The organism is Cryobacterium sp. TMT4-10 (assembly GCF_004403275.1).
GTDB classification, from domain to species: Bacteria; Actinomycetota; Actinomycetes; order Actinomycetales; family Microbacteriaceae; genus Cryobacterium; species Cryobacterium shii.
Genome location: NZ_SOGU01000099.1, coordinates 1 through 12,238, shown reverse-complemented (window position 1 = coordinate 12,238; position 12,238 = coordinate 1). Strand labels below are relative to the sequence as shown.

Genomic DNA, 12,238 nt, shown 5'->3' with positions numbered 1-12,238 from the left:
ACCAAAGTAGCGTGATGTGCGCAGTGGCCGTCGCTGGCGTGTTCTCGAGCACAGCGACCCACCACGGAGATCTCATTGAGAAGATCAACAGCAGCAAGCGTCGGAGAGGCCGGGATGAAGCGCGTCTTTGCGATCGCGGATGACCTTTCCGGCGCAGCCGAAACGGCCGCAGCCTTTATGCAATTCTCTGCACAGACCGAGCAAGAACGTGGACAGGGGCTTGTCAAGACGGCGCGCATCGTGCTGGTTCCGGTAGACCCCGGGGATACCGAGTTTGAGCATCCCGGGCACACATGTGTGGTCTTCGATTCCGACAGCCGCCGGCTGGACGCCAAGAGCGCGTCTGTGCGATTGGAGGCGCTCGTGCAGCGGATTCCTGAAGGCAACGAAAGTATCTGCGTCTTTCTCAAAGTCGATTCTCTTTTGCGAGGACACATGTCCAGCGACCTCGGGGTTTTGCTCACGCGTGGCCCGGTCGTTCTTGCGCCCGCGCTGCCGGCTCTGGGCCGCGGCACGATCGGCGGTGTAGTTCACATTGCGGGCGTACCCCTGCACGAGTCCTCGCTCTGGTCCAACGAGGGGCGGACGGTTCCGGCAACAATCGCCGAAGCGATCGCCCCGCTGGCCTCCCTGCTTGTTGAGTTGAGCGCCGTCCGTGGGGGTGCACGGGAATTGGGCCGAGTTCTGGGTGTGCTTGCGGAGCAGAACGCAATCGCCATTTGCGACGCGGAAACCGCGGAAGATCTAGACCTGATTGTTGCCGCGGCCATGAGCGGGGAGAATGCCCAGCTGGCCGGTTCGTCTGCCCTGGGCGCGGCACTCTTTCGGGCGTTGGACGAACCTCGGCTGGTTTGCTCCTCAGGGATCGACCGGAGCGAGGAGGGGATGCTGGACATTTCACCACCCATCGAGGTCTCGCTGCGCCCGGTCGTTGCGCGGAAGCCTGTTCTCTTTGTGATCGGCACCACATCAGCGGCGAGTCGGATGCAATTGGAGGCCTTAGCTGCGTCCGGAGTTTGCATGGTCACGATGAACCCGGCGGAACTTCTTGGGGGCGGGGCGGATTCCGCCGCGCTGCGAACGGCATTGCTTGCGGGGCCCGTCGCGGTGAGCCTCAGCGCGACGGAGGTGGACGCAGCGGCCTCTAGGGCGCTGTCCGCAGCACTGGCCGAGTTTGTTTCTCCCTTTGCCTCACAGGCGCCCTTGGTGCTGACTGGCGGAGAGACGGCCCGTGCCGTTTTGAACTCACTGAACATCCACTGGCTTGAGCCGCTGGCTGAAATCGAGCATGGTGCCGTGCTGTCACGTACCGACCGCAACACGCTGGTCGTAACCAGACCTGGATCGTTCGGGGGGCCGGACAGCCTGTGCACCATCCTCGATCACATTCACTCCTATCTTTCAGCCGAGCCGGAAACGCCTAGAAAGGCACACTGATGAAACCCATTGATCCGCACAACCTTCCCTTCATCGCGGTCACGATGGGCGACGGCGCAGGCGTCGGGCCCGAAATCGTGGTTGCTGCGCTGCTGGACCCGATGTCGAACGCAGAGTGCCGGCCAGTTGTCATTGGCGATGCCATCCGGTTGCGGCAAGCTGCGGCCCTTATCGGGGTGCAGGCCACCGTCGTGCCGGTTGACAGTGTGGGCGACGCTGTCTTCGAGCCTGGCCGCATCAACGTCATTGACCTGGCCATGCTCCCCGAGGATTTCCCCTGGGGGCAACTGTCCGCTGTCGCCGGAAACGCGGCATACGAATACATTAAAGTTGCCGCTGAACTGGCTATGTCCGGAGCGGTCCAAGCGATCTGCACTGCTCCCCTGAACAAGGAGGCGCTGCATGCGGCCGGGCATCTCTATCCCGGCCATACAGAACTTCTGGCACGCCTGACCGAAACGCCCGAGGTGTCGATGATGCTCTCCACCAGCAGGATCAAGGTCATCCACGTCACCACCCACGTCGGCCTTATGGATGCGGTCCGGATGATCAACCCGGGATTGGTGGAACGCACAATTCGCCGAGGGCACGAGGCGCTTGTCCGGGCGGGCAACCCGAACCCGAAAATCGGTGTCTGTGCCATAAACCCGCATGCCGGAGAGGGTGGCCTTTTTGGCCAGGGCGAAGAAGCGGAGAAGATTGAACCTGGCGTCAGGGCGGCGCGTGAATCCGGAATCGATGCATACGGCCCGCTGCCGGCAGACACGCTCTTCTTCCTTGCGGGTCGTGGCGACTACGACTTGGTTGTTGCGATGTACCACGACCAAGGCCATGGTCCGGTCAAAGTGCTGGGCATCGAGGCTGGCGTGAATATAACTGTTGGTACGCCGGTCATTCGTACCTCGGTAGATCACGGCACCGCCTTTGACATTGCCGGAAAGGGCATCGCGGACCCACGGAGCATGGTCGAAGCGCTTCATCAGGCGGCAGAAATGGCCACCCGGCCGGGCGCCCGGTGAATAGACAGCACGGAAATCGGACTCGTCAGGGACGGCTCAGATGACGTCCTCGCGAACCCGCCGTGAGGAAATCGTCCTATTGGCAACAGGGGGAAAGGCAAACGTAGAGGACCTGGCCAGCCAGTTCGACGTCACTGCGTCAACGATTCGCCGCGATCTCGCAACCCTGGACGCGCAAGGGAGGCTCGTCCGAACGTATGGAGGCGCAGTAAGTCTCGTTTCTCACGCTGAAACCTCTTTGCGGGAGCGCATGGGAGAGGCCTTCGAGGAAAAGCGAGCCATCGCGCGATGGGCCGCCGACCAGGTGCGTCCCGGTGAGATCCTGCTGCTTGATGCCGGCTCCACTGTCGCCGCAGTCGCACATGAATTGCGCTCCGCCAATGATCTTCGCGTAGCGACCGTGGGGTTGACCGTGCTGGAGGAACTGGCCGACGCGGAGGGGATACGGGTTGACTGCCTCGGAGGTCGGTTGCGCCCATTGAGTCAAAGCTTCCTTGGCCCGCTGACCGAGGCAGCGCTTGAGCGGATGACCTTCGATCGCGCCTTCCTAGGCGCCGACGCCGTGACGGCCGGCAGGGGCATCTGCGAAGCCGACTTGGAACAGACCAGACTCAAAGAGCTCATGGCTCGCAGAGCAGGAACGATCTATGTTCTCGCACACGGAGCGAAGCTGGGCAAGAAGCCCTTTCACGCCTGGGCTCGACTTGCCCTGCCGTGGGTTCTCGTGACGGACAGGTCCGCGTCCGAAGAGGAGATCAATGCCTTCATCGCCGAGGGCGTCACCGTCGTAGTCGTGGACGGCGACAGAGTCTGACTCGTATCAGTAGTCGCGACCGGCTCGCGCGCGCGCGGCCGCTCTCTTCGGTTCTCGAGCCTGCAGTTCGGGCGAGCCGGGTGGCCCTGTTGCCGGCGATTCTGAATTGTTACCTTTCCGGATTGACAATTCTGATCTACTCGATGATGATAAGTCATCAGACGTCTTGCGTCTTATATCAAGGGAGATGATTGTCGTGTCAAAGAAGATTGCGATCCTGCACACTAGCTTTGTTTTTGTCTCCGTCGAGCCGGTGATAAACAACCTCATCGCGGAACTCATTCCGAGCGCTGAGGTCATCCACTTCGTTGATTCGGACGTCCTCGCTACGGTGGTCCGCGAGCAGGGGATCTCGACGAAAAGCGCATTGCGCATGACGCATCTCGCCCAGGCGGCGGAAGCGGCCGGTGCTGACATCATCTTCTCGGCGTGCTCGTCCCTCGGCCCGGCGCTCGATGTCGCCGCCGGAAGCGTGCACATCCCCGTCGTAAAGATCGACGAGGCCATGGCCATGCAGGCAGCCCGCGAGGGAACCAGGATCGGCGTCCTGGCCACTGTCCCCACCACGCTCGGGCCGACTTCTGACCTCATCCTCGCAAAGGCGGCGGAGATTGGGCGAACGGTCACGATCGAGCAGCGGTTGTGCAGTGGTGCCTTCGACGTGTTGATGTCGGGGGACCGTGAGAAGCATGACGCAATGGTTACCGAGCAGGCCATCGACCTGGCAAAGAGCGTAGACATGATCGTCCTCTCGCAGGCATCCATGAACCGTCTCGCCGGCAGCCTGCAGGATCAGACGAAAATGCCGGTCCTCTCGAGCCCGCGCATCGGCGTGGAATACCTCGCCAAGCGCGTCGCGGAGCTCGGGAAATGAGTCGGGAGCGCCTCGTTGATGAAGTGAGGGACGCCGAGGAGCTATTGGCTGCGGGACCGCCCGTCCTGTGTATCCCCGACGCCCGCCTGCAGATTCGCACAGCAAATGCGGCGACAGCAACCTGGGTGATCGTGCTCGATGACGATCCGACGGGAAGCCAGTCGGTCCAGGGCGTCCCAGTGCTCACTGGGTGGACCGCGGACGATCTGCGCTGGGCATTTGATCAGCCCGCCCATGGCTTCTTCATCCTCACCAACACCAGAGGGCTCAACGAAGTTGAAGCTCGATCTGTTGTGGGGGAGGTCGCGGAAGTGATTGACCGGGTGGCGACCGAATTGGGTGCGCGCTACACGTTGATCACTCGTAGTGACTCAACTCTGCGCGGCCACTACCCGCTGGAGACCGATGTGCTCATCGATCTGGCTTGTTCAGCGGGCTCGCCTTATGGCGCGCTGATCATGGCCCCCGCGTACATAGCCGCTGGAAGGGTAACCGAAGGCGACGTGCATTACGTCGGCACCGGCGCCACTTTCGTGCCGGTCGGCCAAACAAACTATGCACAGGATGCGACCTTTGGATTTGGGAGTTCGAACCTGAGGTCCTATGTCCAGGAGAAGACTCACTCGGTCATTACCTCGAACGATGTCCTGAGCCTCAGCCTCGAAGACATCCGGAGTGGCGGCCCGGAACGAGTGTGTGATGTCATCCGCGCATGCAAGAACGCGACCCCGATTGTTGTCAACGCGGTTGATGAGGCCGACCTTGACGTGGTTGCGCTGGGCCTCATCTTGGCCGAAGCGGCCGGGGCTCGGGTGCTTTGTCGAACGGGGCCTTCTTTCGTGGCGGCAAGACTCGGCATCGAGGGTCGTGCACCGCTCACTCATGATGAGATATTTTCGTCGGGAGAGCGCGCTGGCAACGGTCTCGTGGTCGTCGGCTCGCACGTTGAGCTGACCACCCTTCAGGTATCGCGGCTAAAGGCCGCGTTCACGGATCTCGAAACCGTCGAAGTCGACGTTCCGAAACTCCTCGATCCTGCGCAAACCGAGAATGAAATGGCTCGATGCGGGGACGCTCTGGTGGCAGCCCTGAAGCAGACTGATGCCCTGCTCGTGTCGAGCAGGGAGCAGATCATCGGTGATACCGGTCATTCCAGCCTTGTGATCGCCCAAACCGTGTCCCGAGCGCTGGTCTTCTTGACTGCGCGGGCGGTGGACGAAGTCCCCATTAAATGGGTACTCGCGAAAGGTGGAATCACCTCTAGCGATATTGCCACCGAAGGGCTTGAAATTCGGCGGGCAACGGTCTTGGGACAGATGTTTCCCGGAATCGTTTCGGTGTGGGTCCACGAAGGCGGCAACAGTCGGGGACTCAAGGGTCTGCCGTACGTTGTCTTTGCCGGAAACGTCGGAGATGAGGCCACGCTCGCAGAAGCGGTACGGATCCTGCGGGGGAGCGAGAAGGGAGAAGGTCTATGAGGAGATAACGAAACGGTTCTCTCCGTGGATGCGGTTCGGGAATCTATTCGAACCAGGAACAGCAAGCCCTTCACCATTAGCCACATGCACTATTTACAAAGGAGTAGTAATGCGCAAGATCACGATCACGGTCGCCATGATGGCCACGGCAGCGTTCGCCCTCGCGGGCTGCAGTGCGACGACCACCTCGAGCACGACCGCACCCTCATCAGGCGACAAGCCGGTGTACGTGTTTCTCCCGAAGTCTCTCAACAACCCGTACTGGGTGGATGCCCGCAAGGGCATGGAGGACGCGGCCGCCAAGCTCGGCGTAACGGCCAAGTTCCTGGGGCCGGACACGGATGACGCCGCCGCACAGGTAGCAATCTTCGATTCCATCCTCGCGACCAACCCTGCGGGCATCGCCATCTCCCCGAATGACCCGGCATCCGTCCTCGACGATATCGCCAAGGCTACGGCGGCCGGCATCCCGGTTATCGCATGGGACGGACCCGTTCCGAACAGCGATGTTCTCGGCTACATCGGCACCGACAATGTCGCGGCCGGTGAACAGGCTGGCGAGGCTCTGGCCAAGAGCGTCGGTAACAAGGGCAAGGTTGCCGTTGTCATCGGCAGCCTCAGCGCGGTGAACCTGAACCAGCGGTTGGAGGGTGTCAAGAAGGCATTGGCAAAGTACCCGGACATGAAGTTGGTGGCCACTGAGGTTTCCGGCGAATCCATCGCAACAGCGCAGACGGCGTCGGAGACTGTCCTCCAGGCCAACCCGGACCTGGCCGGCTTCATCGGCATCGGCGGTTCAGACCTTCCAGGTATCGCTGGCGCGCTGAAATCAGCGAACAAGTGTGGGGCGGTCAAGGCCGTCGGCTTCGACGTCGTGCCACAGGGCGTTGAGGGAATGAACGGCGGATGCGTCGATGCGCTCATCTCGCAGAAACCGTTCGGAATGACTGCCCAGGCTCTCCAGATCCTGGTCGATTTCCACAACAAGTCGTCGAAGCTCAAGAAGAACTTCGTCGTTGACACTGGCGTTGACACGGTCACGCCGGACACACTGGCCGAGTTCCAGAAGACCGCGCACTAGCAGTCAGCTCGGGGTTCCGGGGCCGGCTGACAATCAGCCGGCCCCTCAATCTGCTCACACCCGTCCCAAGCACAAAGGAGTAGCAATGGCTGAGCATCCGCTCATTGCAATGCGGGGAATTGTCAAGAGGTATCCAGGGGTCACCGCGCTTCGCGACGTCAATTTGACTGTCGAGCCCGGAGAAGTGATGGCTCTCGTCGGCGAGAATGGTGCCGGCAAGAGTACACTCCTGAAGATTCTCGCCGGCGCTGCGCGCGCAGATGAAGGTGTGATCGAGGTTTCTGGCGAGATCGTCAATGTTCATTCGCCCCGAGAATCACAGTCTCGCGGAATTGCCGTTATCTACCAGGAACTCAACCTCGCGAATGACCTCAGCGTCGCCGAGAACATCTATGTCGGGCGGGAGCCGCGAACCAGGTTCGGAACCGTTGACTTCCGCGCGATGAGAGACGGTGCAAGCCGAATCCTGACGAGTCTTGGCATTAGAGTCTGTCCCGATCAAATCGTGGGAAACCTGAACATCGCCCTTCGCCAAATGGTTGAAATCGCCAAGGCGTTGCTAGTCGACGCCCGCGTCGTCGTGATGGATGAGCCAACCTCGTCCTTGACGGAAGAGGAGGTGGCAACCCTACTCAATCTCGTCCGTCAGCTACGGTCCAGTGGAATCAGCGTGATCTACGTCTCACACCGTATGCGCGAGATATTCGAGATCGCCGACCGCATAACTGTTATGCGTGACGGTTCGGTTGTCGGCGTGCGGGACGCCAGGACCACGCGACCCAGCGATATCGTACAGATGATGGTTGGCCGCGAGTTGGAGGACCTCTACGGGGTACGAACTGCGCCGCTGGACCACACGGCGACCCCGACGCTGGAAGTGCGGAACCTTAGTTCCGGGAAGCTGCTGCACGACGTCAGCTTCTGCGTGCGTCCCGGAGAAATACTCGCCCTGGCCGGATTGATCGGAGCCGGTCGCAGCGACGCCGCGTTGACAATATTCGGTGCGGCAAAACGTAGTGGCGGCGAGATCATCATTGATGGGCAACCGATGGCATTGCGCACGCCGAATGAAGCGATGGCGGCCGGGATCGGTTTCGTGCCTGAGGATCGCAAAAGCCAGGGTTTGTTTCTCGGCCTGCCCGTCCGCGAGAACATGTCTTCCGCGTCTTTGTCGAGAATCAGTCGGATGTCTTTCGTGTCACAACGCCGCGATCGGGACCTTGCGCGCCAGTACGCGAAGCAACTCGGCCTTCGCGAGTCGGCAATCGAGGTAGCCGTTGGAACCCTTAGCGGGGGGAACCAACAAAAAGTTGTCCTGGCTCGATGGCTGGCGCGCCTCCCCAAACTCCTCATCCTCGATGAACCAACGCGCGGCGTAGACGTTGGTGCGAAGGCCGAGATTTACCAGCTGATCCGAAAGATCGCGGGCGAGGGTGTCGCGGTGCTGGTTATTTCCTCCGAGCTGACTGAGGTGTTGGGGATCGCTGACCGCATCCTCGTCATGAGGGAGGGCTACGGTGTCGGCGAACTCACCGCCGCTGACGCAACCGAGAAACGCGTAATGGCAATGGCAACAGGAGTACAGGAGGACGTTTCATGACCATCAATGGAGAGACCGTGAAGCAAGGAACACAGGGTGCGACAGCCCACGGATCCGCTGTGCCCGTGGCAGCCCAGACATCATTGAAGCACAAGATTCGCGATCGGCTGTGGAAGATCGTCACAGCCCGAGAGTCCACCCTCGGCGGGGTCGTCATCCTCCTCGTTGTTTACCTGTCATGGGCTTCGCCGTACTTCTTCACGGCGGGCAACCTGACAGTCGTCGGGCGGCAGATCGGTCTTGCGCTGATCATCAGTGTGGGCATGACCTTCGTCATTCTGATCGGGGGGATTGACCTTTCTGTAGGCTCCGTGGTGGCGCTGGTGAGCGTTCTAATCGGCGAATTCATGGTCAACCTGGGCATTTCGCCGATAGTGGCAGTCATTCTCGCCCTCGTTGGGGGCGCGCTCGTCGGGCTGGTGAACGGCTCCATCAACGCATTCATGGGCATCCCGTCTTTCGTGGTGACGCTGGGCATGCTCGCTGTGGCCCGCGGCCTGTCTCTGGGCATCACAAGCGGATCCACAATCAGTGGGTTTCCCTCAGAATTCCTATTCATCGGACAGGGGGCCTACCTCGGCATTCCCATCCCCGTTTGGGTCGCCGCAGTAGTGGCGGTCGCGGCACATTTCGTGCTCACCCGCACCACGTTCGGTCGTCATGTCTACTTCGTCGGTTCGAATGAGGAAGCGGCCAAACTGTCCGGCATCCGAGTGCGCCGAGTGAAAGTCTCGGTCTTCGTAATCGCGTCTACCCTCGCGGCCGTCTCGGGCATCCTGGAAACCGCGCGATTGAGCGTAGGCCAGCCGGCTGCAGGAAACGGTTACGAACTGCTGGCGATTGGGGCAGCGGTCATCGGTGGCGCAAGCCTCTTCGGTGGGGTCGGAGGGGTGCTTGGCACAGCGCTGGGAACCTCTCTGCTCCTGCTCATCCAGAACGCGCTCATTCTCTTGGGCATCTCGGCCTATTGGCAGCAGGTCTTCAGCGGGGTGATCATTGTCGGCGCCGTTGCCCTGAACATGTGGCGCAAACAACGTAACTAACATGCGAAAACACGCACGCGCGTCGTTTGACGCGCGCAACACGGCAACACAAAAGGAGCAATCATGAAGGTAGTTATCACTGGCGCCCACGGCAAGGTGGGGCGCGCCGCCACTCAAGCGCTGCTCGACGCAGGGCACGAGGTCCTCGCCACGGACCTGACCCGTCCAGGCTTTGAACGTCGAGAAGAAGGAACCGCCCGCTATCAGATGGCGGATCTCACAGATGCCGGTGAGGCCTTCGCAGTCATACGTGGAGCGGACGCCGTCGTACACGTCGCCGCCATTCCAGAACCCACCGGAAACCCTGCCCATGTCGTGTTCCGGACGAACCTGATGGCGACCTTCAATGTTCTCGAAGCCGCCGTGCGGTTCGGGGTCAAACGCTTCGTGAACATTTCGAGTGAAACCGTCCCGGGGTTCTTCTTCCCTGAGCGGCCCTTCCTGCCCGAATACGCGCCCGTAGATGAGGCACACCCCGTTCACCCGCAGGATCCATACGCACTGTCCAAAACCTTCGGTGAGCAGCTGATGAATGCGGCCGTGGAGCGCTCCGACATTCGTTGCATCTCGCTGCGCCCGAGCTGGGTCCAGAATGAAGACAACTACGAGCAGAACCTCGGCCCGCAGGTTCGCGACGCATCCGTGCTGAGCCCCAACTTGTGGAGCTACATCGACGCCTACGACCTTGCCGACGCTATTGTGCTGGCCACCGAGTCCGAACTGCCTGGGCACGAGGTCTTCTACATCGCGTCACCCGATAACGTCGGCGGACGAAACTTCGGGGAGATCCTTCACACCTACTACGGCGACAAGATTGAACTGCACGCGACGGACCGTCCAGACGCCTCCGGGATCTCCAGCGCGAAGGCGCAGCGGATGCTTGGATGGACGCCGAAGCGATCCTGGCGCGACTACCTCGACACCGACGGCAAGGCCCTGCCGCGCGCCTGAGAGCCGTTCACGACGCCGTCGCGGGCGGGGCCGGATGACCGCCCCGCTCGCCGACGCCCATCGCCTCGTGCAGGTCGGCCACATAGTCGACGAGAGAACAGGAAGAACCAATGAGACGCAACAACGGAACTTTGAATGCACAGCTGTCGCGAGTGATATCCGAATGCGGGCACACAGACTCGATTGTCGTGGCGGACGCCGGCCTTCCAATTCCCGCATCAGTGGAACGAATCGACCTTGCGTATCGAGCCGGATCGCCAGCCTTCCTCGACGTACTCGAGACGGTTCTGTCGGAGTTCGTAGTCGAGAAAGCCCTCGTTTCGCTTGAGATGATCGAGAACAGCCCCGACATGCTGAGAGCCATCCAGCAACGGCTGAACGACGCGGGCGTCTCGGTTGAATTTGTGCCTCATGTCGACTTCAAACAGAAGACTCACCGGGCTCGCGCAGTCGTGCGCTCAGGCGAGTTCACGCCCTACTCCAACATCCTCTTATATTCAGGAGCTCCTTTCTAAGGGATCACATGATTCAGTTGATGCACGCCTCCAGGTCCGTCGGTGGCGCGCGTCGCTGAACGCCCCAGGTTCAGGCAGACTCACCGAACGAATACTGCAGAGGCCCAGGGGTGACAGTGCCAACTTCGTCTCAACAAGCGTGCCCAACAAGTGATCATTTCGTTCGATCGCAAGCCAAATGATCCGTGACGGCATCCCTGCATCTGTCCGGCGGCGAGGCGCCCAGAGGATTATTTGGCAGAGCGCAGAGGATGTTCGCAAAAGCACCGAAAAACTGGCCAGTGATTCAGCGGCCTGTGAGTTATAGGAACAACCCGCCACGGAAAACCCCCTGCAGCCCGTTATTTGATTGGGAGGCAGGGGGTTTTTCTTGCCGGGATTGACCCAGTGAGGAGTTCTTCCGCCCGTGAACAGATGCGCAATCATGGGTACGCTCGATGAGGTGCGTTTTGCGGAACTAGTTGACGTGCCGCTCGGCGGGCAATGTCCCGTCGCGCTCAGCTCGAACGTGAAGGAAACACCGTGTCTGATCACGCAAGAATCAAGGGCCACACCGTGACCCGCACCGTGCACATCGAGGCCTCGCGCCCCAGCGTCTGGAAGGCGCTGACCGACCCCGAGGTGATGGTCAAGTGGTTCGGAGACGGTGTGGGGTTCGCCGCGCTCGAGCCCGGTGCTACTGGCAGCATCGACTGGGATGACTACGGCAGCTTCCCGATTAAAATCACCGAGGTGGTGCCCGACGCCTCGTTCGGCTTCCGTTGGTCGGGAATCCCCGCCGAAGAGCTCGACGAGTACGCGACGCACGTGCGCTTTACCATCGCCGATGCTGGTACCGGGACGGATGTCACGGTGATCGAATCGGGCTTCGACACACTTCCCGGCGGCACCCTCTACCGTCGCGAGCGTCTTGAGCAGAACCGAGAGGGCTGGGACGTCGAACTCGACGAGCTCGCGCTCCTGCTCGAGGGTGGCACCCCGTAGTTCACAATTACGGGGGAGTCGCTCGACGAGTTGGCGGCCGGTAGCAAGCTATTTGGCAGAGCGAAGAGGATGTGCGCGAAAGTGCCGAATAACTGCCCAGTGATTCAGCGGCCTGTGAGTTGCCCGTATGGGGTAACTCGCTCGCTGTGCCACGCAACGTTGCTGTCCCAAGCAGACACTTGGGGTTTTGCTTTTATCAACGCACGCTCAGGCGAGGATTGACGCCTCGATGGGTCTGCGCGCTGCAACAGGATTCTCCGCTCAAGAGCGAAGGTGTCGAAGGTAGCAATTCCGAGCGCCAATGGAAGCGCGGTCAGTCATCCCCGACTGAGCCGCAACGCCTGCGGAAGATGTCAACCTATGTGAGTCAGTTTCCTTAGGCGGTCATTGAGTTCGTTCCTTCCTTTTCGGGTTCGTTGATCCACGTCGTCGTCGGGAATGT

General features: G+C 60.9%; 11 protein-coding genes. All 11 read left to right on the top strand.

Annotation, left to right across the window (positions count from 1 at the left end; all coding sequences use genetic code 11):
* Positions 1–114 precede the first annotated feature (114 nt).
* The 11 genes from E3T42_RS17385 to E3T42_RS15205 all read left to right on the top strand — a co-directional run bounded on the left by E3T42_RS17385 (position 115) and on the right by E3T42_RS15205 (position 11,796).
* Positions 115–1,437 carry a four-carbon acid sugar kinase family protein gene (locus E3T42_RS17385; RefSeq protein WP_241976224.1) on the top strand — a complete coding sequence of 441 codons (1,323 nt, stop codon included), beginning with the start codon at positions 115–117 and terminating at the stop codon, positions 1,435–1,437.
* A complete protein-coding gene (gene pdxA, locus E3T42_RS17380) occupies positions 1,437–2,456 on the top strand; it encodes a 4-hydroxythreonine-4-phosphate dehydrogenase PdxA (protein WP_241976222.1) in 1,020 nt (339 codons plus the stop codon). Before E3T42_RS17385 ends, pdxA begins: the two co-directional genes overlap by 1 nt.
* Positions 2,457–2,496: 40 nt before the next feature.
* Positions 2,497–3,270, top strand: coding sequence for a DeoR/GlpR family DNA-binding transcription regulator (locus E3T42_RS15245; RefSeq protein WP_134403284.1), 774 nt, complete (start codon positions 2,497–2,499; stop codon positions 3,268–3,270).
* A 196-nt stretch (positions 3,271–3,466) separates the two neighbouring features.
* Positions 3,467–4,144, top strand: coding sequence for an aspartate/glutamate racemase family protein (locus E3T42_RS15240; protein WP_134403283.1), 678 nt, complete (start codon positions 3,467–3,469; stop codon positions 4,142–4,144).
* Positions 4,141–5,622: a four-carbon acid sugar kinase family protein gene (locus E3T42_RS15235; RefSeq protein WP_134403282.1), complete on the top strand. Its 1,482-nt coding sequence runs from the start codon at positions 4,141–4,143 to the stop codon at positions 5,620–5,622. The genes E3T42_RS15240 and E3T42_RS15235 overlap by 4 nt, the downstream gene beginning before the upstream one ends.
* Positions 5,623–5,731: 109 nt before the next feature.
* A complete protein-coding gene (locus E3T42_RS15230; RefSeq protein WP_166787145.1) occupies positions 5,732–6,703 on the top strand; it encodes a sugar-binding protein in 972 nt (323 codons plus the stop codon).
* A gap of 85 nt (positions 6,704–6,788) precedes the next feature.
* A complete protein-coding gene (locus E3T42_RS15225; protein ID WP_134403280.1) occupies positions 6,789–8,303 on the top strand; it encodes a sugar ABC transporter ATP-binding protein in 1,515 nt (504 codons plus the stop codon).
* Positions 8,300–9,346 (top strand): ABC transporter permease, encoded by a 1,047-nt coding sequence (locus E3T42_RS15220; RefSeq protein ID WP_134403279.1) that lies wholly within the window; start codon positions 8,300–8,302, stop codon positions 9,344–9,346. Before E3T42_RS15225 ends, E3T42_RS15220 begins: the two co-directional genes overlap by 4 nt.
* 63 nt (positions 9,347–9,409) lie before the next feature.
* Positions 9,410–10,297 (top strand): NAD(P)-dependent oxidoreductase, encoded by an 888-nt coding sequence (locus E3T42_RS15215; RefSeq protein WP_134403278.1) that lies wholly within the window; start codon positions 9,410–9,412, stop codon positions 10,295–10,297.
* 110 nt (positions 10,298–10,407) lie between these two features.
* On the top strand, positions 10,408–10,812 hold the full coding sequence (gene rbsD, locus E3T42_RS15210) for a D-ribose pyranase (RefSeq protein ID WP_134403277.1): 405 nt from the start codon (positions 10,408–10,410) through the stop codon (positions 10,810–10,812).
* Between the two features lie 522 nt (positions 10,813–11,334).
* Positions 11,335–11,796, top strand: a complete 462-nt coding sequence (locus E3T42_RS15205; RefSeq protein WP_160141063.1) for an SRPBCC domain-containing protein — start codon at positions 11,335–11,337, stop codon at positions 11,794–11,796.
* Positions 11,797–12,238 lie beyond the last annotated feature (442 nt).